Origin of the sequence: Caenibacillus caldisaponilyticus (assembly GCF_002003465.1) — a bacterium.
Lineage (GTDB): Bacteria > Bacillota > Bacilli > Bacillales > Sporolactobacillaceae > Caenibacillus > Caenibacillus caldisaponilyticus.
Genome location: NZ_BDDQ01000054.1, coordinates 1 through 26,206, shown reverse-complemented (window position 1 = coordinate 26,206; position 26,206 = coordinate 1). Strand labels below are relative to the sequence as shown.

The following is a 26,206-nucleotide window of genomic DNA, read 5'->3' as shown; positions in this document are numbered from 1 at the left end:
TTTCCATCGTGGATCTCCTCCATCAACAAGGGCTCATCCAATTGGAAGAATACTTTTTAGACGGAACCAAAATCGAAGCCAACGCCAATAAATACACGTTTGTTTGGCGGAAAGCAACAGAAAAATTTGACGCTAAACTCGATGAAAAGTACCGAACGATCGTGGCCGGAATCGAGGCTATAACCAAGGAAGACGAAAAAACTGAAGTTGAATCAAGTTTACAAGAGAGGTTGGATAAAAATCCTGTCACTTCTGAACAAATGAAAGACACCATTAGTGTCCTAGAAAAAAGGTTAGAGACCGAACCCAAAAACAAAGCGATCAAAAAAGCCAAACGCCAACTTGAAAAAGATCTCTTACCTCGCAAGCAAAAATATGAGGCGCAAAAAGAAATCTTCAACGGTCGAAATAGCTACTCAAAGACCGATAAAGATGCCACCTTCATGCGAATGAAAGAAGACCACATGAAAAACGGTCAACTTAAACCGGGGTATAATGTTCAAATAGGTACGGAGAATCAGTTCATTGTTGGATTTAGTTTGCATCAACGAGCGGGTGATCCGGGATGCCTTCAACCTCATTTCGGCATTCTCGAATCTTATGGCAGGCCAAAACCAAAAGCGCTTATTGCGGATTCAGGGTATGGCAGTGAAGAAAATTATGCTTTCTGTGACAAGAAGGAGATCGAAGCTTTCGTTAAATATAATACGTTAGATAAGGAACAAACAAAGAAATGGAAAAACCAAGTCGGACGAGTCGAAAATATGACCTACGATGAAGAATTGGATGAGTGGGTTTGTGCCAATAATAAGCGATTGACATTTGCATACGAAAAGAAGCAAAAAACGGATAATGGTTATATCACTAAAAAACGAATTTATCGCTGTTTAGATTGTCAAGGGTGCCCTTTCCAAGAGATTTGTGCGAAAGGTAAAGATACGAAAACCATTTCAGTTTCTTTAGAAAATCAACAGCGACGGAGAGAGGTTCGAGAACGTTTAGCCACAAAAGAGGGAGACAAGCTTTATCGTAGGCGAAAATGCGATGTCGAACCCGTTTTTGGACAAATCAAGTATAATCGAGGTTTCCATAGATTTTTATTAAGAGGCCTTTCCAAAACGACGGTGGAATGGGGTCTAATTTGTATTGCCCATAACTTAACAAAATGGGCAAACCAATTAAAACCGAAGGTTAAAAAAGAAGAAAACAATGATAAAAAGGTCGCATAAGAGGAGCCTTTTACCAGAAGGATACCCATAATTATTCCATAAAACAAAATGATCAAGAGAGAAGCCGTCTCAAATCAGTCCCTCTTCAGGACTTTTGAGACGGCTTCTTTTTCGGTTTTCCGCCATCGCTTATTTATTTTTTTCTTGATAGCGTTTGGTGCATTCATCGATGAGCCGATTGGCCTCTTCGACGCCGACCCAACCTTTGATTTCCGTTTTCTTGTTTTCAAGATCTTTATAGACCTTAAAGAAGTGGGCGATTTCGTCCAGGACGTGCTTCGGCATGTCCTCCAGGGTATGCACTTCATTGAAGCGCGGGTCTTCCGCCGGAACGGCGAGCAATTTTTCATCTTGCCCTTTGTCGTCGCTCATGATTAAAGCGCCGATGACGCGCGCATCGATGACGCAGCCGGGGAACGTCGGGAAAGTCGTGTAAACGAGCACGTCGAGCGGATCGCCGTCCAGAGCGAGCGTTCCGTCTATGTATCCATATTCGGTCGGATAATGCATCGGTGAGTAGAGGACGCGGTCGAGCTTGAATACGCCTTTTTCTTTGTCGTACTCGTATTTGTTTTGGCTGCCGGTCGGGATTTCTATAAAGACTTCAACGACTCTGTTTTCGGCCATTTTCTGATTCCTCCTTCAGTTCTACCATACAAAATCTATTATACCAACATCCACCGCGGAAAGAAACACGGTTCGGCGCGTGATCGAAGCGACGATTTTTCCAGGAATAGTTCTTTAGACCTATACGCGATCCGGCACATCCCGACTTTTTTCTCATTTTTTGGCAAAAGACGGCGATGAAAAAGGAATCTTTTCGTCGAAAAAAGAAATGTTTAGATACCTCTTTGTCCAAGCGGATGAAGAGAAGAGAGAATTGCAGGAGGAGGAACAGCGGTGAGACAGTGGAAACGAATCGTCGGATCAACGGTCGTTTCTGCGGGATTGCTTGTCGGTTTGGTCTCGCCGGCGGCGCACGCGGCGTCTCCGCCAGCCAACGTCTCCGCGTCGGCCGAAGACGCGGCGCTCTTGCCGCACCACGCCAACGGTCCATTTGACATCGGCGTCGTCAATGAGGAAAAGGTACTCAAAGCCTTGATCAAACGGGGGACGATCCGCGCCAACCTTTCCGCCGGCGAAAAACAGAAGGCGCTCCGCCAATATATCGTCAAACGTGCCGAGCATGCCGACGCCTTGGCGGAAAGCGATGCGCAAGACGCAAAAGCGACTCGCACGAAGTTGCAAAAACAAGCGAAACTCAAAATTAAGCCGCCGATCAAGCGCAAAAAGCGGACGAACCCGCACGGCCATGTACAAGGCGCGAAGCTAGGTAACCGCAGCGTGCCGTCCGTTCGCCCGGAAAAATGGAAAGGTCCGGTGCGCACGGATAAAGTGCTCGTGCTGTTGATCCAATTTCCCGATTTTGCCCACAATAACGTCCGTCCCGAAGACGATCCCGTCTTATTGTATCCGGACTACACGCGCGCGCACTATCAAAAGATGATTTTCGGCAAAAACGGCTATGAAGGCCCGAGCGGACAAAAATTCATATCTGTCAAGCAATTTTATGAGCAGCAATCGGGCGGAAGTTACACGATTGAGGGCGCCGTCGGCGGCTGGTATACCGCGAAGCATCCCGCCAGTTACTATGGCGGCAACGACCCGTCCACGGGAAACGACGCCAATCCGCGCGAACTGATTAAAGAGGCGTTGTCGGAAGCGGCAAAAGATCCGTCCCTTCATTTGCAAGATTTTGATCAAGAAGATCCGTACGATTTGGACGGGGACGGCAATCTTCGCGAACCCGACGGCATCATTGATCATTTGATGGTCATTCACGCGGGCGTCGGCGAGGAAGCCGGCGGCGGCTCGCTCGGTCCGGATGCGATCTGGTCGCACAGCTGGGATCTCGGCGGAGCGTATCCGATTCCGGGGACGCAGGCGGACGTGCCGTATTGGGGCGGCCGGCTCGCCGGTTTTGCCTACACGATCGAACCGGAAGACGGAGCCGCCGGGGTATTTGCCCATGAATTTGGGCACAATCTCGGGCTTCCGGATGAATACGACACGAGCTACTCGCAAAACGGGGTCGGCGAACCGGTCGGGTTCTGGTCGATCATGTCGAGCGGAAGCTGGAGCGGAAAGATTCCCGGCACCGAACCATCGGGTTTCAGCCCGTACGATAAGGAATATTTGCAATCGACGATGCCCGATTCCAATTGGTTTAAAGACGTCACCCTGAATTTGCAAGAGCTTGACCGGCGCGGGACGACGGTGCTTTTGGATGAAGCGAGCGTCAAAGGAACGAACGCCGATGCGGTTCGCATCGATTTGCCGAAGAAAGCGACGTTGATTCAAAAGCCGAAGACCGGCGCTTTCGCCTATTACGGCGGTTCGGGTGACGAAATCGACCATAAAATGGTCGCGACCGCCGATTTGACGGACGCCGCGCAAGCAGCGTTGGAATACGACATCTGGTTCAATACGGAAGCCAACTGGGATTTCGCCATGGTGCAAGTTTCCGACGACTACGGAAAAACGTGGAAATCACTGGCGACACCGCACACGACGGACGCCATCAATGCGGATGGCTATCCGGCGATCAAAGCCAATCTTCCCGGTTACACCGGCTCAAGCGGCGGCTGGATACATGAGCGCGTCGACCTGAGCGCTTACGCCGGGAAACGCATCCAAATTCAATTCCGCTACATGACCGACTGGGGAACGAATTTGGACGGCGTCTTCGTCGATAATGTGAAGCTTGAGAAAGATGGCCATGCGGTCATCGACGACGGGGCCGAAGGGGAATCGGCGTTCCATTTGGACGGGTTTGTGAAATCGGACGGCAACAAATATACCGATCATTACTATTTGCTGGAGTGGCGGAACTGGGATGCGGCCGATACGGCGCTCGCCCACATCCGACGCGGCGCCTCGCTTTTGACGTATGATCCCGGACTCGTCATTTGGTACGTCGACAACGCTTATGATGACAACTGGGTCGGCAACCATCCCGGCGACGGCTTCTTGGGCGTGGTCGATGCGCACCAAAACACCGCCGTATGGAGCGACGGAACGGCGGCTTCCACCATCTATCAAATTCAGGATGCCGCGTTCTCGACCAAACGAACGGATGTGACCTTTTTGGATTACCGCAGCCTGCTCGGCCTCTATTTGTATGAGAAAGGACAGCGCCCGGTTGCGACCTTCGACGACCGTCGAGATTACAGCAATCCCGGGCAAATCTACGCCGGCCGCCACGTTCCGCGTTACGGATTGAAGATTGATGTTCTCGCCGAGGCCCGCGATCGCACGGTCGGAAAAATCCGCATCCATCGTTAAGGCGCGGCATCGGGCGGGAAAGACCAAGCCGCGCGTGGCGCAGCATGCGGCCGTACTTAAAAATGAATCCGTTTTTATATGTCACGACGCTTTCCATGATGGCATCCGCCGGCTCCGGCCGGCGGATGTTTCATTGCGGAAAAGCCCCCGTTTTTCGTCGAATTTTGTTAAAATGAGAGAGAAATACGCCTCGGGATGGTGGCGCCGTTGACCTTCGAACAATTTTTGATTTTATCCCTCATTCATCGCTTTCGCGGTGAACGGTCGGCGAGTGCCGTCTATCATCTTCTAAAGGGCAAGCGCACCGCGCAGACGATTCAAGACGGCTTTCTTTATCAGGTGCACGTGTATTTTCAAACGTTGAAGTCGCTGACGAGGCAGGAGTGGCAAGCTCTTATGGAAGACCTGTCGCGCAGCGGCCGCTGGATCCTGAACGACGGCAACCGCTGCCTGCTGACGGAAGAGGGGTTGCAAGCGCTCGAAGCGGCCCGGAGCCGCTTTGAACTCCCGACGGGATTGGACGGCTGGTTTTATGGACGGGCGGCGGAAAAAATTTGGTCGCGGCTTTCCCTCCTCGTGCAAACCGCCTCGCATCTCATCGCCAAACAGCCGCGGTTTCTTCCGGTCGTCCGCGACGACGCGACGCTCCGTTGGATCAAGGGGTATTTGAAGGCCGTCGGGCGCGATCGGGAGGCATTGGCCGCAGGTTTGTACAATGAACTGGTGGCGCTTTGCAGCCGGTTTCCTGAACGGGAAGCGACGTTGCTTTCCAACCGGTTGTCCGGCTCCGGCATGGCGGGGAAGACGATCGACCAGATGGCCGTCCTGCTTTCGCGCCCCGAGACGGAAACGCTGCTATGGTTTCAATCGGGCTTGCACCGCACGGCCAAAGTGCTGACGGCCAAACAGAGCGCTTCAAGTTTTCCGCTGTTAAGCCGCCTTGCAAAAGACATCGACGCCGGGCTGACGGCGTCCAGCGCCAAGACCTACGAGTTGTTGAAAAAGGGTTTGGGCGTGGAAGACATCGCGCGCCTCAGACGCCTGAAAACGGCGACCGTGCAAGATCATATCGTGGAAATCGCGTTTTGCGATCCCGAGTTTTCCATTCGTCCGTTCGTGAACGAAAGCGCCGAACGTTTGGTGAAACAAGTTCTCAAGCGGACCAGGACGCGGCGGCTTTCCGCCATCAAACAAGCGCTGCCGGCGGACATCGATTATTTTCACATCCGGTTGGTGTTGGCGAGGATGAATGACCGTGACGACGTTGGAAGCGACGCTTAAGGAGCGCTTCGGGTTCGAGGCGTTCCGTCCGGGCCAAAAAGAAGTGATCGAAGATATTTTGAAAGGGCACGACGTGTTTTGCATGTTGCCGACGGGAAGCGGCAAATCGCTTTGTTATCAGCTGGCGGGCGAGCTGCTTGGAGGCTTGGTCGTCATCGTGAGCCCGCTCGTGTCCTTAATGGAAGATCAAGTCGAAGCCCTCCGGCTGCACGGTGAAAAACGGGCGGCGGCGCTCAACAGCTTTTTGGGCCGTGAAGAAAAGGAGCGGCTGCTCCGCTCTTTGCATGAATGCCGATTTTTATACATCTCTCCGGAGATGTTGCAGTCGGAGCGCGTCCGGCGCGCATTAAAGCGGGCAAACGTAACGCTGTTCGTCGTCGACGAAGCCCATTGCGTGTCGGAATGGGGTTACGAATTCCGCCCGGATTATTTGAAATTGGGGGCCATTCGGGAGGACATCGGCCGGCCGCCTTGCCTCGCGATGACGGCGACCGCGGACGAGAAAACGCGAGCGGATATCATCGCCCGCCTCGGCATCGCGCATTGCCGCCTGCATTTATACGGTGTCGATCGCCCGAACATCGCCATCGCGGTGGAGAAAATGGACACCGGCGCGGAAAAACTCGAGCGCCTGATCGAACTCGTGACGAATTTGCAAAGCCCCGGGATCGTATATTTTTCGAGCCGTAAGGCGGCGGAAGCCGTCCATGCCGTGCTTCGCAGCCGGACGAAGGTCCGGACGGCGTATTACCATGCCGGCATGGACGCCGAAGAGCGCTTGTTGGTGCAAAACCAGTTTTTCTATGATCAGTTGGATGTCGTTTGCGCGACGACCGCCTTCGGGATGGGGATCAACAAAGCGAACGTCCGTTACGTGATCCATTTTCATTACCCGCTTTACGTCAACGCCTATTTGCAGGAAATCGGCCGGGCGGGGCGGGACGGAAAGCCGAGCGTCGCCATCGCCCTTGTGGCAAAGGAAGATCATTTATTGCCGGAAAGGTTGATCCACCGGGAATTTCCGGAGGTTGATCGCCTGCCCGCGCTCATTCGTTCCATCCGGACGGCGGGTTCGGCGCTCGACCGCGCGGCGGCGGAAGCCGTCTTGACGGAGGCGGGGTTAAGCGAGACCGCCGGCCGTTTTCTCGTCGAAACGCTTTCAGCGCTCGACGAAGAAGGGCGGAAGCCGTTGCACGACGTCATCCGCCGGATCGAAAAAAGAATCGCCGAGCGCAAAGCGGTCAAATTTCGCGAACTGTCAATCATGCGCGAGTGGCTCGAAACGACGGGCTGTCGACGCCAAGCGATGTTGCGGCTGTTTCATGAGGAAAAGGCCGGGAATGCAGGGGATTGTTGCGATGCGTGCGGATTGGATTTAAACGTTTATCGGAAGCCGTGCGCGCAGGGCCGTGAGACTCCTTTACTGGATCCATGGCAAAAGCGATTGGCCAAGCTTTTTGGCTGCGCGGCGCCCGCTCGCTAGAAGGGGTGGGGGTTTTGGATTGGCAGTCGGTCAGAGACCGCGACATCATCAAAGGCTTTTATTTGTCCCAAGGCGCGCTCGCCTTTTTGTGCCTAGCGCTGCTCTTTCTGTTCGGCGATGGGCCGGCCTTGGCGCGGGCGCTCGTCGTTTTCCGGCCCTTTTATTTAGGCTTAAGCTTCGCCGTCGGCTTGGCGGTGATCGCCGGCGAATGGGGACTCGAGCGCTTGCTGCCTGAAGGGTGGCTGGACGATGGCGGCATCAACCGCCGTGTCCTTCAGGCGTTTACCACTCGCCATCTGTTTTTCGCCATGTTCGTCGTTGCCGCGGTCGAGGAAACGTTGTTTCGCGGATTGTTGCAACCCCACCTTGGCCTCGGCCTTTCCAGCCTGCTCTTCGGTTTGGCGCATGTTCGCTACTGGCGAAAACCTTTGATGCTTTTGGTCGCGGTCTTGCTCGGCTTCTGTTTTGGCGGGCTGTTGAACGTTTCGGGCGGTTTGTGGGCACCGATCGCTGCCCATTATGTCGTCGACGTGGGCCTCGGCTTACTTGTGAAGCGGGAGTCCGCAAAGGCATGAGGCGGGTTGTGGCCGCCTTGCCAAGCGAATAGAGGTTTATCTGGCTTTTCATTGATGAGGGTTGAAGCAGGAAGGAGGGTTCCGTCATGGACGGGAATATGCCGGATCTCTCGGCGCTGCCGCCGCGGCGCGTGACGCATAATAAGAAGAAACGGCGTCCGGCACGCTCCGCATCCATCATAAAAAAAGAAGGGCGGGACCATGGCCGGTCTTTGAAAGCGGAACCGATGACCCGCGTCGAACGCCGGAAAGCTGAAAAGGAGCGTTTATTAAATCCGGAAGGGATGGAAAGGGCTGAGCGAACGGCAAGCCAGCCGGGTCGCCCCCGAAAAAGACGGAAAAAGCGCGCGGCGGGGGTCGTTGTGGCGAATATCATCCTCTTATTGTTTTTGCTCACGATCGTCGCCACTTTTTTCGGATATTTTCTTTTGATCGGCGAACCGCCCCTCTGATCCCCGGCCCCGTCCTAAATGCCGAAATCGGCGCATAGGCTGAAAGGGGAGGGGATCGCTATGAAGGAGTTGGAAACCTTTGTGAAGGACGGCCGGCTTTCCCCTGTGACGGGCGAAACGCTTGTAGAGTTGATTCAACGCAAAAAAGAAAAGGACAAATACGACCGCTTCAAGTTTTTTTCCGGAAGCGCGCTTTTGCTGCTGTTGGGCGGGCTTTTGTTTCAGTTTTATGGACTGCACGGCGCGGCAAACGGGGAGGCCTACGGCTCCGCCGCTTTGCAATTGTTGGAGCGATACGTCTTCATCGTCATTCCGGCCTTCTTGATCTGGCAATATTCTCTTCGCCAATATCGGGAAGCGGATGAAGATTACGAAGCGTTACGGGCAGAGCTCATCGACCGCTCCGAAGAGCTGTGGCTGCCGCACGGGGACGGGCAGATCCGCACGGAGATTTTGGCGCTGCTCGACGAACACCACGGCATCAATCTTTATTACAAATCATAAAGGCTTCGGAAAAAAACGGTTCTTGCGTTTCCCGCCGAACCGTCCGGTTAATAATATTTTTTCTTTCCTTGTTCTTCTTTGAGAATTTCGACGGCTTCCCTGAATCGTTGAGAGTGTACGACTTCGCGCTCCCGCAAAAATTTAAGGCCGTCGTTTAGGAACGGATCGTCGGACATATTGATGATCCATTGATAGGTGGCGCGCGCTTTTTCTTCGGCGGCGATGTCTTCGTACAAATCGGCGATCGGGTCGCCCTTCGCTTGAATGTACGTGGCCGTCCAAGGGGTGCCGGCCGCATCGTGGTAGAACAGCGCCCGGTCATGGTTGGCGTAATGCGCGCCGAGGCCGGCTTCTTTTAATTGTTCCGGCGTCGCGTCTTTCGTCAATTTATAGACCATCGTCGCGATCATTTCAAGGTGGGCGAATTCTTCCGTTCCGATGTCGGTCAATAAGCCGATCACCTTATCCGGAATCGTGTACCGTTGATTTAAATAGCGAAGGGCGGCGGACAGCTCTCCATCCGCGCCGCCATATTGTTCGATGAGAAATTTGGCGAGTTTCGGGTTGCATGTGGAAACCTTTACGGGATATTGCAATTTCTTCTCATAAAGCCACATTTTCTTCACCCCTGCCCGTTTGGAATGGTGATGGACGCATGCAGCCGTCAGCTACATCTGCCACGGCCACGGCGGGTCGGCCCACGCCCACGGATACTCGGAATAACTGTGCCCGAATTGAAGGAGCGGACCGTAACGCGCTTCAATCGTTTGGCGGAGGTCGCGGCTTCTTCGGCTGAACGTATTGAACTGCTTTAAAGCCTCCAAGTCCTCCGGATGGGTATCCAAATACAGCGTCAATTCGACGAGGACAAAATCGATCGTTTGCAAGTCCTCCATGAGCCGATAAAATTCTTCGGGAAGGGTTTCTTTCGGCACCTCGTTCACCTCCCGCCTACGACGGTTTGTAAGGATTTTCGTATGGGCTGTACAAGGCCCGCCAGAGCGTTCCCCGTCTTAAGGCTTCCCTCGGCGGAAATTGCTCAAGCCCCGGCGGCTGGAAGCCGAGATAAAGCTGAGGGGGCGTATCGTACGATTTGACGCGGATCGGCGGGCACGGGTCATAGGGCCCGACGTAGGGCGCGTACGTTTTTCGCATGGAAAAGGACATGCGCGACCTCCTTTCCTCCGGCTCATCGCATTCCGTTTCTTCGTCATTGAATGTGTATGATGGAGGGGCTTGTCGCAGTCCGGCGAAAAATTTTTATGAGATATAAAAAAAGAAAGGAATCCGGCCCGAGGGCGTGGAATACACTGAACATGTCGAATTATCGGGAGGTGTTCACATGTTCGTCCAAAGCGTCATGATTCCGCGCCATAAAATGGTCTCCGTCCAAACCGGGGCAACAGTGAGAGAGGCGCTCAAGCTTTTGAACGACCGGCAAATCGACGGGATGCCGGTTCTCTCCGGCGACCGTTACGCCGGATTGATCACCAAAAACCGAATTTTTGAAGCCGCGTTTCACTCCGACTTGCCGAAGCAGAGGTTTTTGGATGCGACCACGGCGGGAGAGATCGCGATCAAAGCGGACGATACCGTCGACGAGACGGCGGTGTTTGAAGAAACGCTCATTAAAGTGAAAGATGTGCCGCTCGTCGCGGTCGTCGATGCGGAGAAAAACTGCCTTGGCATCGTCACGCGCTTTGACGTCCTGGAACAATTTCAAAGCGCCTTCGGCATGAATAAAAAAGGCGTCCGCATCGCCCTTTCATCGGTGGATACCGAAGGGCGGATTCTCCGCCTTGCCGAAGTGACGCGCCAATTTCATCAAAACATTATCGCGTTGACAACGTTCGACGATGACGATAAACTTGTGCGCCGCATCGTCATAAAGGTGGACGATAACGGGGACACGGACAAATTTATTGACAGGCTGGAGCGCAACGGTTTCAAAGTCATCAGCGTCAAACGAAATGGATGAGCGCAAAGGCGCATGCCCTCCCATAGAATGATGAAGGGAGGGATTTTTTTATGCAGACGCTTTCTCGACTGGTCATCGGTTGGTTGGCGGGACTGGAAGCGACCAACCTCTATCCGCACGGCAAGCCTCTCGCCGCCGTCCTGTCGGCGTTCATCTTGAACCCGATCGTTTTTTTGGAAGGAGCAGTGTTTCTGTTGGTGGGGTTTCTGTACTGGTCCCGGGCCATTCAGCTCGCGGCCGCGTCCTTATCACAGAGGGAGAAAAAGGGGAGACGGCGCGGCTTAATATATGGTATGATTATATTCGTTATACTGCTTGTCGCCTGGATCAGCCTGCTTGTGCGCTCGGTGCCGGTCAGCCTGATTTTACTGGCCTTGGCCGCGACCCACGCTGGGTTGTCTTTTGAAAAAACGGAAGGGCGGGGCGAATCCGGGCGCGGATGGGAGAGCCGATCTTGATCATCTGGATCGTCGTTGTTGCATTAGCCGGACTGATGGTCCTCTTATATATGTACTGGGAAGCGCATCGGGAGATCGTCTTGGAAAAGCGGTTTGTCTTTCCCAACCTGCCGTCGGCCTTTGAAGGCTTTTCCTTTTTTTTCATTTCGGATATCCATCGCCGCCGCGTGTCTCAAGAACTTCTCTCCCGCATCGGCCGGCCCGAGGTCATCGTGATTGGCGGAGATTTGACCGAGCACGGCGTGCCTTTTTCAAGGGTGGATGAAAACTTGGAAAAGCTGGGCCGTTTTGGGGTGCCGATCCTTTTTGTTTGGGGCAATCACGATCTTTATGTCGACCGCGCGCGACTTCTTGAACTATTTAACAAACATCGCGTCGTTGTATTGGAAAATGACGCATACATCCTCCGCCGCGATCGCTCTGCATTGAATTTTATCGGCGTCGGCGATACGTCGAATAATATGGATCGACTTGAAGTCGCTCTGGCACGCGTCGCGCCGGGATTTCGTTTGTTGATCAGCCACAACCCTGAGATTGGCGTTAAGATCCGCCCGGACGACGACATCTCGCTCGTCGTCAGCGGGCATACGCACGGCGGGCAAATACGGCTCCTCGGATGGGGACCGCGGGAGGCGGGCGGGGTCAAGCGGCGTCCGTTCGGTACGCTTGTCATCAGCAACGGATATGGAACGACGCGTTTTCCTCTTCGTCTCGGGGCACCGCCGGATACGCTCCTTATTCGCCTCTATCGTGATGAAAAGTCATTGGCGAACGAGGAATAAAGTTGTATAATACTACGAACAAAGCCTTTTTCTTCTGCCGGTTATTCACCGGGGAAACAGCACACAATAGTCCAAAGGGCGGGTGAGCGCACAGACGGCTTGATAGACCGCCGAAGAGAACACAATCAATACCGCAAGCATATAGTATTTAAAGGTGTCTTGCGTGATGGTAAGGGGGACGAAAAATGCGGTTGGAACGGTTGAACGCCGACAAGATCAAAATCTTTTTGACCTTTGATGATCTGCGCGAGCGCGGCATTTCCAAAGAAGATCTTTGGACCAATCTGCCCAAGGTTGAAGAACTGTTCCGCGAAATGATTATGGAGGCCGACGACGAGCTCGGTTTTGAAGCCGACGGTCCCATCGAAATCGAAGTGTTTTCCTTACCGGCACAAGGTATGGTCGTGATCGTTTCGAAGCGCTTCGATTCCGATCTTGGCGATGCGGACGATGACGACTACATTGAAATGCAAGTGACGCTGGATGAAACCGATGACATCCTGTATCAGTTCCGCGATTTCGAAGACGTGCTCGCCCTTGCCCGCAAGCTCCATGATTTGGGCGTTCGGGGAGGCTCGCTCTACTTATTTGAAAATCGCTATTACTTAATCTTTGAAGATGAGGCGCCCGTGGAAGATCTGGAAACGTTTGTCGCCATCCTCGCGGAATACGGCAGCCCGTCGACGATGACGAACCACCGCCTTGAAGAATACGGGAAATTAATCATGAAGGATCAAGCGGTTGCCCAGCTTTATCAATATTTCTTTGCGAAGAAACCTCACTGATCGGGTGAGGTTTTTTTATTTATTGATGACGAAAGCCCCCAGTGAGCCATTAATTATATATGAGCCGTTGGAACCATTTATGAAGCATGATTGGATAATGAAAAAATTTAAAAAAATACGGCCGCCGTTCGCCATCGTTCGGCATGAACTCCAGGATCCGACGGGGGTGCCCATCGGTGTGCTTTTAGAAACGGCCGGCGCGACTCGGCGGAACGGCCGTCCATTTTTTGCGTTTTTTTAAAAAGTCAACCTGTTTTTTCCTCCGGACGGATTCCGTATTTTTTATATGGATGTATTGAAAATTTCAAGTGAATTCACTATAGTAAATGTGTGATAAACGTCCTATTCAATGGACCATGCACTCATCAAATTTTATCCATGGATTAAACGGCATAGGCGAAGGTCATGGGAGGTAAAAAATGGTAGCCCAAAATCGTTCCGAAGAACGATCAGAAACGGAAAAAGAAAAATTGGACATTCTTGAGGCGACTCAGACGATTATCAAAGAGGCGCTCGACAAACTCGGGTATCCCGAAGAGGTGTACGAACTTTTAAAAGAACCGCTGCGGGTTTTGACGGTCCGGATTCCGGTTCGCATGGACGACGGGTCCATTAAAATTTTTACGGGCTACCGAGCCCAGCACAATGACGCTGTCGGTCCGACCAAAGGCGGCGTTCGCTTTCACCCGGATGTTACCGAATCCGAAGTGAAAGCGCTGTCAATATGGATGAGCCTGAAAGCCGGCATCGTGGATCTTCCGTACGGCGGCGGCAAAGGCGGCATCGTTTGCGATCCGCGCGAAATGTCGTTCAGGGAATTGGAAAGGTTAAGCCGCGGCTATGTGCGGGCGATCAGTCAAATCGTCGGGCCGACGAAAGACATTCCGGCTCCTGACGTCTTTACGAATTCGCAAATCATGGCGTGGATGATGGACGAATACAGCCGGATCCGCGAGTTTGATTCGCCCGGCTTCATCACCGGCAAACCCCTGGTGCTCGGCGGTTCGCACGGCCGGGAATCGGCGACGGCCAAAGGCGTGACGATCTGCATCCGCGAAGCCGCGAAGCGAAAAGGCATTCCCCTTGAAGGGGCAAGGGTCGTCGTCCAAGGCTTCGGCAACGCCGGCAGCTATTTGGCCAAGTTCATGCACGACGCCGGCGCGAAGGTTATCGGCATCTCGGATGCGTACGGCGCGTTGTATGATCCGAACGGCTTGGACATCGACTATCTGCTTGAGCGCCGCGACAGCTTCGGAACGGTAACGAAATTGTTCAAGAACACGATCACGAACAAGGAATTGCTCGAGTTGGACTGCGATATTCTCGTGCCGGCAGCCATCGAAAACCAAATCACCGAAGAAAACGCTCACAATATTAAAGCGAAGATCGTCGTCGAGGCGGCCAACGGTCCGACGACCCTCAAAGCGACGGAAATATTGACCGAGCGCGGAATTTTGATCGTGCCCGATGTGTTGGCGAGTTCCGGCGGTGTGACGGTTTCGTATTTCGAATGGGTGCAAAACAACCAAGGTTATTACTGGACGGAAAAAGAAGTCGAAGAGCGCCTGGAAGAAGTGATCGTCAAAGCGTTCAACAACGTCTACAACACGGCGATCAACCGCAAGGTGAACATGCGCCTCGCCGCCTATATGGTCGGCGTGCGGAAAATGGCCGAAGCTTCAAGATTCCGCGGTTGGATCTGATCGGCTTCCTTGCATTCATCGTGAGCTTCCCCTATGATTTGTAGGGGAAGTTTTTGTTTCGTTTTCGCCTCATTGCGTGTTGCGGCCAAGACTGCAACGCTGGCGGACGTTTGCCGGTGCGCGCCATTCCTTGTTTTTGGCCATACCGGTTGCTTCAGAACGCGTAGGGGGTTGTGTTCAGATGGAGTTTACAAAGGAAGAGATCATCATCGTCGGCGCGGGTCCTTGCGGATTGTCGGCGGCGATTTACTTGCAAGATCACGGGTTTCAACCGCTCGTGATCGAAAAGGGCAACATCGTGCAATCGTTATACAATTATCCGACGCACCAACAGTTTTTCAGCACGAGCGATAAACTGGAAATCGGCGGCATGCCGTTCGTCACCGAAGGCCGAAAACCGAAGCGCAATCAGGCGCTCGCTTATTATCGGGAAGTCGTCAAGCGCAAAAACATTCGGATCCACCCTTATGAAGAAGTGCGGACGGTCAAACCGTTGGACGGCGGTGGATTCGCCCTTGAAACGGTCAAGATGACGGGCGAAACCCGTCGGTATGAAGCGAAATACGTCGTCATCGCGACGGGCTACTATGATCATCCGAATTATATGGGGATTCCCGGCGAAGACTTGCCCAAGGTGTTTCATTATTTTAAAGAAGCGCATCCTTATTACGGACAGCGCGTCGTCGTGATCGGAGGGAAAAACTCCGCGGTGGACGCCGCGATGGAACTCCATAAAGCGGGTGCTAAGGTGACCGTCATTTATCGCGGCTCCGACTATTCTTCGAGCATCAAACCTTGGATCTTGCCGGAATTTCAATCGCTCATCCGGCACGGCTATATCGATATGATTTTTGACGCCCACGTCATTGAAATTCGGCCGCATTCGGTTCTCTATAAAAAAGGGGACACGGTCACCGAACTGGAAAATGATTTTGTCTTCGCCATGACGGGCTATCATCCCGATCACGATTTTCTTAAAGCCATCGGCGTTGGCATCGAGGAGGAGACCGGCCGGCCGCTTTACAATCCCGAGACGATGGAAACGAACGTCGCGGGCGTCTTCATCGCCGGCGTCATCGCCGCCGGTAACGATGCGAACGAAATCTTTATTGAAAACGGCCGGTTCCACGGCGAAGCGATTGCCCGCACGATCGCGCGGCGTGAAGGGAAAGCCTAAGCCATCACGACTTTTTTGCCCAAATTCTATATAATTCATTGTAGACAGATTCAAAGAGGGACGGGGATCTCGTATGTTGGCGGTTGTCAGCGCGGCCATCGCGCCGGGGATTGCTTTAATGTCCTATATTTATTTAAAGGACAAATACGAAAGCGAACCGATCGGTGTCGTGATAAAATGTTTTATCCTCGGCGCTCTGCTCGTGATCCCCGTCATGGTCTTGCAGTACGCCTTTCAGACGGAAAACGTTTGGCAGTCGCGGCTCTTGTCCGCCTTTATCCTGAACGGCTGGATGGAAGAGTTTTTTAAATGGTTCGTCGTCATCTATACCGCTTATCACCACGTGGCCTTTACGGAGCGGTATGACGGCATTGTTTATGCGACTTCGGTTTCACTCGGATTCGCTTCGGCGGAAAATCTCTTTTATTTATACGCTTACGGCATCCATTATGCCTTGTGGCGGGCGCTGCTCCCCGTCTCGAGCCACGGCTTGTTCGGCATCCTCATGGGATACTACATCGGAAAAGCGAAGTACGCCAAGCATAAGCGATATTATTTGTTTTTTGCCTTGCTTTTGGCTGCCTTGCTTCATGGAATGTACGACTGGCTCATGTCGGCCGAGTCGAAGTGGCTGTATTTGATCGTGCCGTTTATGTTTATTTTGTGGTGGGACGCGCTGAGAAAAATTAAAAAACTGAATCGGAATCCCGATCCTTGGATCGCCAACCGCAATCCGAATGTCATTGATTGACCGCACTTGAGCGGTCATTTTTTTTTTCGGTTTAAACGGTCGGCCGCTCCACGTTCTCAATGAGAGCCTGTCGGCACAAGGGGACGGTCGTCCGCACGCCGGACAGGGGGACAGGAATATTTGCATAAAAAAGGCGATGGAAACAGAAAATACACCTATGTTTGATCGGTTTGGTCATGATTTCACGGTCTGACACGGTGCAAGGAACCTCGAAGGAGGAAGGAAAGATGCAGAAGACAAGACAATTGGTGTTGGCGATCGGGCTGGGGATCGCGTTCGTATGGTCGGCGGCCTTCGCGCCCAATGCCGCCAACGCCTTTTCCCCGCAAGTCATACAAAAGGGCGCGACGGGGGACGATGTCGTCGAATTGCAGGCCAGGCTCCAATATATCGGTTTTTATCGGGGGAAAATCGACGGCGTTTTCGGATGGCAGACATATTGGGCTTTACGGAATTTTCAACAGCGGTACGGGTTAAAAGTCGACGGTTTGGCCGGAGCGGATACGAAGAAAAAACTCGTTTCGGTCACAAGGTACGATAAAAAATTTGTCATGGACAATATCCGGAAAGGAAACCGGTTCACCTATTACGGCGGCGTTCCGCTCCAACGGCAGACGAGCGAGTCTTATCGCGGGCAACCTTCCAAGGCGGGCGCCCCTGGCGGAAAGGGCGGCCAACCGGCAGCTAATACCGCGAAAAAGACCAATTACAATCATCTTCCCGCAGGCTTTTCCCAATCCGATATCAATTTAATGGCCAACGCGGTTTACGGGGAAGCCCGCGGCGAACCCTATATCGGGCAAGTCGCCGTCGCTGCGGTCATTCTCAACCGGATCCAAAGCCCGTTGTTCCCAGACACCGTGGCGGGTGTCATCTTCCAGCCGGGCGCTTTTACAGCCGTCCAAGACGGCCAGATTTGGCTCACTCCGAATCAGCAGGCCAAACAAGCGGTGCTCGACGCCTTAAACGGCTGGGATCCGACCAACGGCGCGCTGTATTATTTCAATCCGGACAAAGCGACGTCCGCTTGGATATGGTCGCGTCCACAGGTCGGAAAAATCGGCAAACACATCTTTACTAAATAAATGGGGGTGATTCGATGGTCCGCAACGTGATCATCGCCGTGCTGGCGATCGCATTGATCGTCACCGGTTATTGGGGATATCGGGAACACCGCGACAAAAACGCCGTTCTGCAGCATGCGGAAAACAATTACCAGCAAGCCTATCACGATTTGACCTATTATATTGATAAAATTCACGACCATCTCGGCACCGTCTTGGCCACCGGTTCGAACGGAACGGGCGCCAATGATCTGACCGAGATTTGGCGGCTTTCCGCGCTCGCGCGGGGGGACATCGGCCAGCTCCCCCTCACGCTGTTGCCGTTCAACAAAACCGCCGAATTGCTTTCCAACATCGGAAACTTCAGTTATCAAGCGTCCGTCAAAAACGGAAAACAGCCGTTGAAGCCCGAGGATTACAAGCAGTTGGAAAGCTTGTATAAACAATCGGGTACGGTCGAGAAAAGTTTGCGTGACGTCCAACAAGTCATCATGGACCACCATCTCCGTTGGATGGACGTCGAAATGGCGCTCGCTTCACAAAAACAGCCGGCGGATAATCAGGTGATCGACGGGTTGCGCGCGGTCGATCAAAAGGTCGGGAATTTTGAAAACGATTGGGATCCCGCCGTCACCCGGACTCAGCTGAATGAGTGGGACGCCTTGAAAAACTTGACCGGCCGCCCCATCTCCAAAAAGGACGCACAGTCGATCGTTCGCCGCTTTCTCAACATTCAAAACGGAAAATACGTCGCCGAACCGCTTGGAAAAGGCTCGGGCTTTCCCGCTTATACCGTCACCGTGCGCGAGGATCGCTACGGCAATACCGCCGTCGCCACCGTCGCGAGAAAAGGCGGGCATGTCGTCTGGTTCGTCAAATACCGCGACATCAAAGATCGGCGCATCAGTCTTTATCGGGCGTCCAACGCCGCCGGCGCTTTCTTGAACCGGCACGGGTTCAAAAACATGGCGCTCATCAAGAGCGATCAATATGATAACGTCGGGGTCTTCACCTTCGCGCGCAAGATCGGGGATGTTTGGGATTACCCGGCGTCGATTCGAATGAAAGTCGCCTTGGACAACGGGGAAGTGCTCGCTTTTGACGATCGCGGTTATCTCGCGCATCAAAGCGACGCGTCCTTGCCGTTGAAGCCGGCGATCACGGCGGAGGCCGCCAAAAAAGGCATGAATCAAACCATCGCTGTTCAAGAACAACATCTGGCGATCATCGAAAACGATCTCGGCAACCCCGTGCTTTGCTACGAGTTCATCGGAACGAAAGGATCGGACACTTACCGCGTCCTCGTCAACGCGGCGGACGGCCGCCAAGAAAAAGTTGAATTGATGACGGCGTAATGACCATGTGCGGATCCGTTGGCAACAACGGATCCGCATGGCTTTGCGCCGGGAATTTTCCGGCCGGCTTCTAAAAAGTCGAAAAAAATGACATAATAAAAAGAAAAAGAGAAAAAATGCAAGACATGGGGGATGGAACGGTTGCTACGAGCCGGAGACAAATTGTATTTGACTTTCAAAAACGAAAATGGGGAAGAAGAAATTTACAAAACGGTGATCGCGCAAAAAAAAGATCATCTGTATGTGGAAACGCCGATCAACGAAAAAACAAAGAAGTTCGGGCATTTTCCAACCGGCGCCCGCTTTTTCGCCACTTTTGTCAACAATAAAAAAGTTTACGGGTTTGAGACGGAATTGTTGGGCCGGCGCACGGAAAACGTGCCGCTCCTCATTCTCTCCTATCCCGGCGACGCCGCTTTGAAGAACATCCAGAGAAGGGAACATGTCCGGGTTCCGGCGATGCTCGACGTCGCCGTTCATCCTTGCGGCACGCCGTTTAAACCGTTCACGACGACGACGATGGACATCAGCGGCGGCGGTTGTTCGTTGAACCTTCCGGAAGAGAACGCGCTGAAGGAAGGGATGGATGTCTATCTATGGCTGGCCTTGCCGATGAAATCGGGCCGTTATCATTATTTTAAGATTAAAAGCCGGCTTGTCCGTTTGGTGTCGGATGGCACACGGATCCGAGCCTCTTTTGAATTTACCGACCTCAACGAATTTAAGAGAATGCAAATCATCCGTTATTGCTTCCAGCGCGATTTATACCTCAAACGGATGGTGAAAGGGTGAAAGAGGTGGCGCGATGTCCAGAAATGGATGGAAAACCGTTGAAACATGGCTGATTCGTCTCCTTGTCATCCACTTCATGCTGCTTTTGGCCGGGCAGTATTTGATGGCGAACGCCAAGATCAAACCGTACTTAAACAAAGCCGTGCGCGTTGAGGGGGTCTTCGATCGAAGCGTGAAAGCGCCCGCCGTTTCCGTGGAACGACTGCCGCAAATATGGTATCATAAATGAGAATTTGCGGGCAAGGCCCGCGGGGCGAAGGCGGCAGGAGGCATCCTGCCTTTTGCATGTCAGCAAAAACAAAATCATAGATATAGAAGGATGTTGGGATATGGGACTTCAAATTGCGATTGACGGACCGGCCGCGGCCGGCAAGAGCACCATTGCCAAAAAGATCGCCGACCATTTGAATTACGTTTACATAGATACCGGTGCGATGTACCGGGCGGCCACTTATAAAGCTCTGCAAAAGGGCATCGATCTGAACGATGGGAAAGCGTTGGCAAACATGCTCAAAGAGACGTCGATTGAACTCCTTCCCGGCAAAAACGGACAGATCGTGAAACTCGACGGCGCCGACGTGACCGAAATCATTCGTTCGCCGCTCGTTTCGAACAACGTTTCCTTCGTTTCACGCCATCCCGAATTGCGCGAAGTCATGGTGGAACGCCAGCGCGCCCTCGCCGATAAAGGGGGCGTTGTCATGGACGGCCGTGACATCGGCACGCGCGTCTTGCCTCACGCCGATGTGAAAATTTTTATGGTGGCCTCCGTTGAGAAGAGAGCCGAGCGCCGATATAAGGAACAACTAAAAAAAGGAATTGACACGCCGCTTGACGAATTAAAAAGGGAGATCATGCTGCGCGATGAACGGGATCGCCGCCAGCTCGGCAAGGCGGACGACGCCATAGAAATCGATACGACGTCGCTCAGCATCGATGAAGTCGTCGAACGGATCATGGCGATCATAAAGGAGAGGGCGGCAAACGGTGAGGCTTTATGATTTCGGCAGAAAGCCCGTCACTTGGTTTTTTGAAAGGTTTTTCGGACTTGAGGTGATCGGAAGGGAAAACGTCGATCGCGTCCCGCCGGAACGCGGCATTTTATTTTGCAGCAACCACATCAGCAACCTGGACCCGCCGGCCGTCGGCGTCGCGGTTCCGCGCGAGCTCAGTTATATGGCAAAAGAAGAACTTTTTAAGATTCCCTTGTTCAAACAATTGATCGTCTCGTTGAACGCTTTTCCAGTTAAGCGGGGAGCGGGCGATCGCCAGGCGCTGAGAACCGCCTTACAGATTTTGAACGAGGGCCGCAATTTGCTGATGTTCCCGGAAGGTCACCGCAACAAGAGCGGTGTCATCGGGCCGGCGAAACCGGGCGCCGGTTTTCTTGCGCTCAGAAGCGATGCGGCGGTCATTCCGGTCGCCATCATCGGCCGTTACAAATTGTTCGGGAAAATGAAAATCGTCATCGGCGAACCCATCGATCTCAGCGAACTAAAGGCCAGAAAGGCGAAAGCCGGGGAGGCGGCGGAAGCGATCATGGAGCGCATCAAGGCGCTGAAAGCGTCTTACGAGTGACAGTCATGCGCCGGGGAGTGTGATTGTTACTTGACAAATTCTTTGGTTTGTAAGAACTTAGAATAAAGGAATTTTTTGCGTTGTTTCGCTGTAAATTTAAGGAGGTCACTGCCAATGGTTGATGAAATGAACAACGAAATGGCCGCATTCGATACAGTTTCGGTCGGTGACGTGATTACCGGCAAGGTAACGAAAATTGAGGATAAACACGCGCTCGTCGATGTCGGCTACAAAGTGGATGGCATTCTGCCCATCAGCGAATTATCCAGTCTCCACGTCGATAAAGTGAGCGACGTCTTGTCCGAAGGCGACGAGGTCACGGTGAAAGTGACGAAACTGAATGACGATGAGCTCGTCCTGTCAAAAAAAGAAGTCGACGCCGACCGCGCGTGGGACGATCTTGAAAATAAATTCAATAACCGTGAAACGTTTACGGTCAAAATTGCCGACGTCGTCAAAGGCGGTTTGGTCACCGATCTCGGCGTCCGCGGTTTCGTCCCGGCTTCGCTCGTCGAACGCCATTATGTCGAAGATTTTTCCGATTATAAAGGGAAAGAGCTTGACGTCAAAATTATAGAACTGGACCGCGAAAACCGCAAAGTCATTTTATCCCATCGCGCCGTTTTGGACGAGCAAGCGGAAGCGAAAAAACAAGAAACCCTTCGCTCCTTGAATCCCGGCGATGTCGTCGAAGGCACCGTCCAACGTTTGACGGATTTCGGGGCGTTTGTCGACATCGGTGGGGTCGACGGTTTGGTTCACATCTCCCAATTGGCGCATTATCGCGTGGAAACGCCTTCAGACGTCGTGAAAGAAGGCGACCGCGTCACCGTCAAAGTGCTGTCGATCGATCGCGATAATGAACGCATCTCCCTTTCCATCAAAGAAACGCAACCCGGGCCTTGGGAAGAAGTGCCCAATAAGATCAAGCCGGGAGATGTCGTGGAAGGCAAAGTGAAACGCCTCGTTCCGTTCGGCGCGTTTGTCGAACTCTTCCCGGGCGTTGAAGGCCTCGTCCACATCTCGGAAATCTCGAATCGCCACATCGGCACGCCCGGTGAAGTCTTGACGGAAGGCGAAACCGTCAAAGTCAAAGTGTTGGACGTCAAAGCCACGGAAAAACGCGTCTCCCTCAGCATCCGGGAATTGGAAGGGCCGGTCGGCTATCAAGAGCAAAACACGGCCGTCCACAACGAAGACCAAAGCGGCTTTTCGCTCGGAGACGTCATCGGCGAGCAGCTTAAAAAATATAAATAAATCCTCTTTGGACGTATAACGGCCTGAACTTTCAGGCCGTTTTTTTCGTCGCGGATGGCGTTCGCGATGTCGGCGGCGGGGGACACCGCCCGCCGACCGACAAAAATGACCAAAAAGCCGTCCGGACAAGGTTTATCTTCACGCCTCCTCACCGATACTATGGCGGGGAGGTGAACGCCTTGTCTGGAGGCTTTTATTTTGTAGCATGGGGGATGTGGATCGCCAGCGCCTTTTTGATGGAAAAAGGCCGGCGCCGGACGCGCCTCATGTTCGGTTTGCTCCTCGTCATCATTCTGAGCGATGTGAACATCCCGTTCGGGACGGTCAAAGTGAACGCCGCACATCTCGCCGTTTTCGCCGCGGGATACGGCTTTTTCGTCGGCAGGCGGATGCTTGAATTGCTGAGGCTGATTTTGGTCGATCTCATTCTCACGATGCTCTATGTGTTAATCCGCATTTATTTGCTCATCGATCCCGCTATATTATTAGTATTGAAAGAATGGATGTTTTATTTGGGATGGGCGTGCGTCACCCTGTTCCTCGTCAAGCCGTTTGGGCTGCGCTTGGCGACGGCGGCCGTTGCGGTTTGCCAAGCCGAAGCGCTCATGGCGCTTCTCTTTTACCCTTATGAAAACGACATCGGCGATGCCACAAGCTTTACCGCCCTGACGATCCTGACGGTCACCATCATGGGATGGGCGGCGTTTGAACAGTTTGCCGTCCGCCTGCAACTGGCGGTCAGCCGCTCATCGCAACGCCGGCTGCTGAAAGTGCAGCGAAAGGGCTGATCGTTGCCGGATTGTCGGGTGTCCGCCTTTTTGGTAAGATGAAGGAGCTTGCGAGCCTTTTAATAAAACAGTTGGCATAAGTCGTTACGGGCGCGTCTTGCCCGTTGGAAAAGCTGTGAGGAAAGGAAGTGATTTCGTGAGTTTACCGGTACTCGCCATCGTCGGCCGACCGAATGTCGGCAAATCGACGATCTTCAATCGCATGATCGGCGAACGGCTGGCGATCGTCGAAGACACGCCGGGAGTGACGCGCGATCGCCTCTACGGTGAGGCGGAGTGGCTCGGCCGCCGCTTCAACGTCATCGACACGGGAGGCATCGATCTCGGCGATGAGCCGCTTCTCGTCCAAATCCGCGAACAAGCGCACCTCGCCATGGAAGAAGCCGACGTGATTTTGTTCGTCGTGGACGGAAAGGACGGCTTGACGAATGCCGATCAAGACGTCGCGAATATTCTTTATCGGACGGATAAGCCCGTGGTGCTCGGCGTCAACAAAATGGATAATGTGAAACGCCGTGAAAACTTGTACGAATTTTATTCGCTCGGCTTCGGCGACCCGATTGCGATCTCCGGCGCCCACGGCACCGGCCTGGGGGATTTGCTGGATGAGATCGTCCGCCGGTTTCCGGAAAAAAGCGACGATTCATACGACGATTCGGTGATCCGCTTTTCATTGATCGGCCGGCCGAACGTCGGAAAATCTTCCCTCGTGAACGCGATCCTCGGCCGCGAACGGGTGATCGTCAGCGATATCCCGGGAACGACGCGCGATGCGGTCGACACCGTTTTTGAACGCGACGGCAAAACCTATGTCATCATCGATACGGCCGGGATGCGAAAAAGAGGAAAAATCTACGAAAACACCGAAAAATATAGTGTACTCCGCGCGCAACGGGCGATTGAACGGTCCGACGTCGTCCTGGTCGTGCTGAACGGCGAAGAAGGCATCCGCGAGCAAGATAAAAAGATTGCCGGATACGCCCATGAAGCAGGTCGAGCCGTCGTCATCGTCGTGAACAAATGGGATGCCGTCGAAAAAGATGAGAAAACGATGGATGCGTTCCGCCGCAACATCCGCGAACAATTCCGTTTTTTGAGCTATGCGCCGATCGTTTTCGTCTCTGCCAAAACCAAACAAAAGCTGCATCGGCTGCTTCCGGTCATCGACCAAGTCGCGGAAAACCATAGCCTGAGGGTCAAAACGAGCGCGTTGAACGACTGCATCTCCGACGCCATCGCCATGACCCCGCCGCCGTCCGACAACGGCAAGCGCCTGAAAATTTTCTATGCGACACAAGTGGGGGTGAAGCCGCCGACCTTCGTCTTTTTCGTCAACGATCCCGAACTCGTCCATTTTACATATGAACGCTTCCTGGAAAACAAGCTGCGCGAGACGTTCGGTTTTATCGGCACGCCGATCAAGTTGGTGATGAAAAAGAGAAATGAATAAAACGAGGAGGAGCACCGGTGTATTACGCCATCTCTTTCGTGATTGCGTATTTTTTGGGGGCCGTCAGTTTCAGTTACATTTTCACTAAGTTAATCAAAAAGGATGACATCCGCAAATACGGCAGCGGCAATGCCGGCGCGACGAACACGATGCGGGTGCTCGGAGTGCGCTACGCCGTCCTCGTCCTGCTTCTTGATGTTTTGAAGGGAATGGCCGCCATGGGCATCGCCATGGCTTTGCATCTCTCGGACTGGGGCGTCGCCCTGACCGGCCTCATCGCGATCATCGGCCATGTGTGGCCGGTTTATTACGGGTTTCGCGGCGGAAAAGGCGTGGCGACGACCATCGGGTTTTTATGCCTGTTGATGTTCAAGCCCGCGTTGATCGCCGGTGTGATCGCGATCGCGCTCATTGCGATCACCCGCTATGTCTCGCTCGGATCGTTGGTTTTCGTCATATTTACGCCCGTCTTTGCGCTCGCCTTTTCTCCGGAAATACCCGGCGCTTCAATAGCCGTTGCCTTTTGTGCGGCGGCGCTTTCGGTGTGGAAGCATCGCGCCAACATCCAGCGGCTGTTAAAAGGTGAGGAAAACAAAATCGGTTCAAAAACGAAAGATATATAAAGAAATCATTCTGATAGACAAGGAGTGGGTGTTTTGAAACCGGTCAGCGTCTTGGGGGCGGGCAGCTGGGGCACCGCGCTCGCCATCGTACTTGCCGACAACGGCTTGACGGTCAACTTATGGGGGCGGCGACGGGAGCAAATCGAAGCGATCAATCGCGATCATCGTAACGAGCGGTATTTGCCCGGCGTCGACCTTCCGCCGTCCATCATCGGATATTGGGATATGGCGGAGGCGATTCGCGGCGTCGACACGATCGTGCTCGTCACGCCGACGAAAAGCATGCGTGAAGTCCTCGGCCAGCTCCGCCGCCATCTCGATCATCCGGTGGTGATCGTGCACGCTTCCAAAGGCATTGAGCCGCATACTTCGAAGCGCATTTCGGAAATCATAGAAGAGGAAATCCCGGAGCCGTTGCGCAAAGCGGTTTGCGTCCTTTCCGGGCCGAGCCATGCGGAAGAGGTGTGCCGGCGCAAGCCGACGACCGTCGCCGTGTCGTCGCGGAACGCCGAAGCCGCCAGGGCTGTACAAGATCTCTTCATCAACCAAAACTTCAGGGTGTACACGAATGATGACATGATCGGCGTCGAGCTCGGCGGCGCGTTGAAGAACATCATCGCGCTCGGAGCCGGAATTTCCGACGGGCTCGGATACGGAGACAACGCAAGGCGGCTTTGATTACGAGAGGCTTGGCGGAAATCACGCGGCTCGGCGTTAAATGGGCGCCCATCCCTTGACGTTTACCGGACTCGCCGGCATGGGCGACTTGATCGTCACGTGCACCAGCGTGCACAGC

Annotated in this window: 28 protein-coding genes and 1 pseudogene; 25 read left to right on the top strand and 4 right to left on the bottom strand. The window is 53.4% G+C overall.

Going from position 1 to position 26,206, the window contains the following annotated elements:
• Positions 1–1,229: IS1182 family transposase (locus CCB157_RS13880; RefSeq protein WP_077616481.1), on the top strand; the 1,229-nt coding region annotated here is incomplete at its 5' end.
• A 129-nt stretch (positions 1,230–1,358) separates the two neighbouring features.
• On the opposite strand, the gene CCB157_RS13875 is transcribed toward CCB157_RS13880, so the two are convergent.
• Entirely contained in the window at positions 1,359–1,856 is a 498-nt protein-coding gene (locus CCB157_RS13875; protein ID WP_077616479.1) for an inorganic diphosphatase, read from the bottom strand.
• Between the two features lie 273 nt (positions 1,857–2,129).
• Here CCB157_RS13875 and CCB157_RS13870 point away from each other — a divergent pair, with 273 nt between their 5' ends.
• From CCB157_RS13870 to CCB157_RS13845, 6 genes are all read left to right on the top strand, one after another.
• Positions 2,130–4,574 carry an immune inhibitor A domain-containing protein gene (locus CCB157_RS13870; protein WP_077616478.1) on the top strand — a complete coding sequence of 815 codons (2,445 nt, stop codon included), beginning with the start codon at positions 2,130–2,132 and terminating at the stop codon, positions 4,572–4,574.
• A 207-nt stretch (positions 4,575–4,781) separates the two neighbouring features.
• Positions 4,782–5,855: a YpbB family protein gene (locus CCB157_RS13865; RefSeq protein WP_158077334.1), complete on the top strand. Its 1,074-nt coding sequence runs from the start codon at positions 4,782–4,784 to the stop codon at positions 5,853–5,855.
• Complete coding sequence (locus CCB157_RS13860) at positions 5,830–7,338, top strand: RecQ family ATP-dependent DNA helicase (RefSeq protein ID WP_158077333.1); 1,509 nt, start codon at positions 5,830–5,832, stop codon at positions 7,336–7,338. The genes CCB157_RS13865 and CCB157_RS13860 overlap by 26 nt, the downstream gene beginning before the upstream one ends.
• 14 nt (positions 7,339–7,352) lie before the next feature.
• Positions 7,353–7,913 carry a CPBP family intramembrane glutamic endopeptidase gene (locus CCB157_RS13855; protein WP_158077332.1) on the top strand — a complete coding sequence of 187 codons (561 nt, stop codon included), beginning with the start codon at positions 7,353–7,355 and terminating at the stop codon, positions 7,911–7,913.
• An 86-nt stretch (positions 7,914–7,999) separates the two neighbouring features.
• Positions 8,000–8,365, top strand: a complete 366-nt coding sequence (locus tag CCB157_RS13850) for a hypothetical protein (RefSeq protein ID WP_077616474.1) — start codon at positions 8,000–8,002, stop codon at positions 8,363–8,365.
• 60 nt (positions 8,366–8,425) lie between these two features.
• Positions 8,426–8,869, top strand: coding sequence for a DUF2663 family protein (locus tag CCB157_RS13845; RefSeq protein ID WP_158077331.1), 444 nt, complete (start codon positions 8,426–8,428; stop codon positions 8,867–8,869).
• Positions 8,870–8,916: 47 nt separating this feature from the next.
• On the opposite strand, the gene CCB157_RS13840 is transcribed toward CCB157_RS13845, so the two are convergent.
• From CCB157_RS13840 to CCB157_RS13830, 3 genes are read right to left on the bottom strand one after another with little or no spacing between them, the layout of a single operon-like run.
• The gene (locus tag CCB157_RS13840; RefSeq protein WP_077616472.1) at positions 8,917–9,486 is read right to left on the bottom strand and encodes a manganese catalase family protein; all 570 of its coding nucleotides are present in this window, start codon (positions 9,484–9,486) and stop codon (positions 8,917–8,919) included.
• Between the two features lie 51 nt (positions 9,487–9,537).
• Complete coding sequence (locus tag CCB157_RS13835; RefSeq protein WP_274519637.1) at positions 9,538–9,813, bottom strand: spore coat protein CotJB; 276 nt, start codon at positions 9,811–9,813, stop codon at positions 9,538–9,540.
• Between the two features lie 7 nt (positions 9,814–9,820).
• The gene (locus CCB157_RS13830; protein ID WP_077616471.1) at positions 9,821–10,036 is read right to left on the bottom strand and encodes a spore coat associated protein CotJA; all 216 of its coding nucleotides are present in this window, start codon (positions 10,034–10,036) and stop codon (positions 9,821–9,823) included.
• A gap of 175 nt (positions 10,037–10,211) precedes the next feature.
• Between CCB157_RS13830 and CCB157_RS13825 the strand changes: the two genes are divergently transcribed.
• The 18 genes and pseudogenes from CCB157_RS13825 to CCB157_RS13740 form a co-directional block, all read left to right on the top strand.
• Complete coding sequence (locus CCB157_RS13825; RefSeq protein ID WP_077616470.1) at positions 10,212–10,847, top strand: CBS domain-containing protein; 636 nt, start codon at positions 10,212–10,214, stop codon at positions 10,845–10,847.
• 50 nt (positions 10,848–10,897) lie between these two features.
• The gene (locus CCB157_RS13820) at positions 10,898–11,305 is read left to right on the top strand and encodes a hypothetical protein (RefSeq protein WP_077616469.1); all 408 of its coding nucleotides are present in this window, start codon (positions 10,898–10,900) and stop codon (positions 11,303–11,305) included.
• On the top strand, positions 11,302–12,087 hold the full coding sequence (locus CCB157_RS13815) for a metallophosphoesterase (RefSeq protein ID WP_158077330.1): 786 nt from the start codon (positions 11,302–11,304) through the stop codon (positions 12,085–12,087). The genes CCB157_RS13820 and CCB157_RS13815 overlap by 4 nt, the downstream gene beginning before the upstream one ends.
• A gap of 185 nt (positions 12,088–12,272) precedes the next feature.
• Complete coding sequence (locus CCB157_RS13810; RefSeq protein WP_077616467.1) at positions 12,273–12,872, top strand: genetic competence negative regulator; 600 nt, start codon at positions 12,273–12,275, stop codon at positions 12,870–12,872.
• 419 nt (positions 12,873–13,291) lie between these two features.
• Positions 13,292–14,575 carry a Glu/Leu/Phe/Val family dehydrogenase gene (locus CCB157_RS13805; protein WP_077616466.1) on the top strand — a complete coding sequence of 428 codons (1,284 nt, stop codon included), beginning with the start codon at positions 13,292–13,294 and terminating at the stop codon, positions 14,573–14,575.
• A gap of 181 nt (positions 14,576–14,756) precedes the next feature.
• Positions 14,757–15,752 carry a YpdA family putative bacillithiol disulfide reductase gene (locus tag CCB157_RS13800; protein WP_077616465.1) on the top strand — a complete coding sequence of 332 codons (996 nt, stop codon included), beginning with the start codon at positions 14,757–14,759 and terminating at the stop codon, positions 15,750–15,752.
• A gap of 73 nt (positions 15,753–15,825) precedes the next feature.
• Entirely contained in the window at positions 15,826–16,503 is a 678-nt protein-coding gene (prsW, locus tag CCB157_RS13795) for a glutamic-type intramembrane protease PrsW (protein WP_077616464.1), read from the top strand.
• Between the two features lie 227 nt (positions 16,504–16,730).
• On the top strand, positions 16,731–17,588 hold the full coding sequence (gene sleB, locus CCB157_RS13790; RefSeq protein ID WP_077616463.1) for a spore cortex-lytic enzyme: 858 nt from the start codon (positions 16,731–16,733) through the stop codon (positions 17,586–17,588).
• 14 nt (positions 17,589–17,602) lie between these two features.
• Positions 17,603–18,922, top strand: coding sequence for a germination protein YpeB (ypeB, locus tag CCB157_RS13785; protein WP_077616462.1), 1,320 nt, complete (start codon positions 17,603–17,605; stop codon positions 18,920–18,922).
• 141 nt (positions 18,923–19,063) lie between these two features.
• A complete protein-coding gene (locus CCB157_RS13780; RefSeq protein WP_158077329.1) occupies positions 19,064–19,714 on the top strand; it encodes a flagellar brake protein in 651 nt (216 codons plus the stop codon).
• Positions 19,715–19,727: 13 nt separating this feature from the next.
• Complete coding sequence (locus tag CCB157_RS13775; protein ID WP_077616460.1) at positions 19,728–19,943, top strand: DUF5359 family protein; 216 nt, start codon at positions 19,728–19,730, stop codon at positions 19,941–19,943.
• Between the two features lie 100 nt (positions 19,944–20,043).
• Positions 20,044–20,715, top strand: a complete 672-nt coding sequence (cmk, locus tag CCB157_RS13770) for a (d)CMP kinase (RefSeq protein ID WP_077616459.1) — start codon at positions 20,044–20,046, stop codon at positions 20,713–20,715.
• Positions 20,702–21,292 carry a lysophospholipid acyltransferase family protein gene (locus CCB157_RS13765; protein WP_077616458.1) on the top strand — a complete coding sequence of 197 codons (591 nt, stop codon included), beginning with the start codon at positions 20,702–20,704 and terminating at the stop codon, positions 21,290–21,292. The genes cmk and CCB157_RS13765 overlap by 14 nt, the downstream gene beginning before the upstream one ends.
• A 114-nt stretch (positions 21,293–21,406) precedes the next feature.
• Positions 21,407–22,549: a 30S ribosomal protein S1 gene (gene rpsA / locus CCB157_RS13760; RefSeq protein WP_077616457.1), complete on the top strand. Its 1,143-nt coding sequence runs from the start codon at positions 21,407–21,409 to the stop codon at positions 22,547–22,549.
• 179 nt (positions 22,550–22,728) lie between these two features.
• Positions 22,729–23,337 (top strand): YphA family membrane protein, encoded by a 609-nt coding sequence (locus tag CCB157_RS13755; protein WP_143287061.1) that lies wholly within the window; start codon positions 22,729–22,731, stop codon positions 23,335–23,337.
• Positions 23,338–23,473: 136 nt separating this feature from the next.
• Entirely contained in the window at positions 23,474–24,787 is a 1,314-nt protein-coding gene (der, locus tag CCB157_RS13750; RefSeq protein ID WP_077616455.1) for a ribosome biogenesis GTPase Der, read from the top strand.
• 17 nt (positions 24,788–24,804) lie between these two features.
• Complete coding sequence (gene plsY, locus CCB157_RS13745; protein ID WP_077616454.1) at positions 24,805–25,410, top strand: glycerol-3-phosphate 1-O-acyltransferase PlsY; 606 nt, start codon at positions 24,805–24,807, stop codon at positions 25,408–25,410.
• A 33-nt stretch (positions 25,411–25,443) separates the two neighbouring features.
• Positions 25,444–26,206 (top strand): annotated as a pseudogene (locus CCB157_RS13740) (NAD(P)H-dependent glycerol-3-phosphate dehydrogenase); the annotation flags it as partial.

What these genes read in the sequence shown, in the direction of transcription:
- CCB157_RS13875 (WP_077616479.1), bottom strand. Translation starts at nt 1,856, where the DNA reads ATGGCCGAAAACAGAGTCGTTGAAGTCTTTATAGAAATCCCGACCGGC.
- CCB157_RS13850 (WP_077616474.1), top strand. Translation starts at nt 8,000, where the DNA reads ATGGACGGGAATATGCCGGATCTCTCGGCGCTGCCGCCGCGGCGCGTG.
- CCB157_RS13845 (WP_158077331.1), top strand. Translation starts at nt 8,426, where the DNA reads ATGAAGGAGTTGGAAACCTTTGTGAAGGACGGCCGGCTTTCCCCTGTG.
- CCB157_RS13840 (WP_077616472.1), bottom strand. Translation starts at nt 9,486, where the DNA reads ATGTGGCTTTATGAGAAGAAATTGCAATATCCCGTAAAGGTTTCCACA.
- CCB157_RS13830 (WP_077616471.1), bottom strand. Translation starts at nt 10,036, where the DNA reads ATGTCCTTTTCCATGCGAAAAACGTACGCGCCCTACGTCGGGCCCTAT.
- CCB157_RS13825 (WP_077616470.1), top strand. Translation starts at nt 10,212, where the DNA reads ATGTTCGTCCAAAGCGTCATGATTCCGCGCCATAAAATGGTCTCCGTC.
- CCB157_RS13820 (WP_077616469.1), top strand. Translation starts at nt 10,898, where the DNA reads ATGCAGACGCTTTCTCGACTGGTCATCGGTTGGTTGGCGGGACTGGAA.
- CCB157_RS13810 (WP_077616467.1), top strand. Translation starts at nt 12,273, where the DNA reads ATGCGGTTGGAACGGTTGAACGCCGACAAGATCAAAATCTTTTTGACC.
- CCB157_RS13805 (WP_077616466.1), top strand. Translation starts at nt 13,292, where the DNA reads ATGGTAGCCCAAAATCGTTCCGAAGAACGATCAGAAACGGAAAAAGAA.
- CCB157_RS13800 (WP_077616465.1), top strand. Translation starts at nt 14,757, where the DNA reads ATGGAGTTTACAAAGGAAGAGATCATCATCGTCGGCGCGGGTCCTTGC.
- prsW (WP_077616464.1), top strand. Translation starts at nt 15,826, where the DNA reads ATGTTGGCGGTTGTCAGCGCGGCCATCGCGCCGGGGATTGCTTTAATG.
- sleB (WP_077616463.1), top strand. Translation starts at nt 16,731, where the DNA reads ATGCAGAAGACAAGACAATTGGTGTTGGCGATCGGGCTGGGGATCGCG.
- ypeB (WP_077616462.1), top strand. Translation starts at nt 17,603, where the DNA reads ATGGTCCGCAACGTGATCATCGCCGTGCTGGCGATCGCATTGATCGTC.
- CCB157_RS13775 (WP_077616460.1), top strand. Translation starts at nt 19,728, where the DNA reads ATGTCCAGAAATGGATGGAAAACCGTTGAAACATGGCTGATTCGTCTC.
- cmk (WP_077616459.1), top strand. Translation starts at nt 20,044, where the DNA reads ATGGGACTTCAAATTGCGATTGACGGACCGGCCGCGGCCGGCAAGAGC.
- rpsA (WP_077616457.1), top strand. Translation starts at nt 21,407, where the DNA reads ATGGTTGATGAAATGAACAACGAAATGGCCGCATTCGATACAGTTTCG.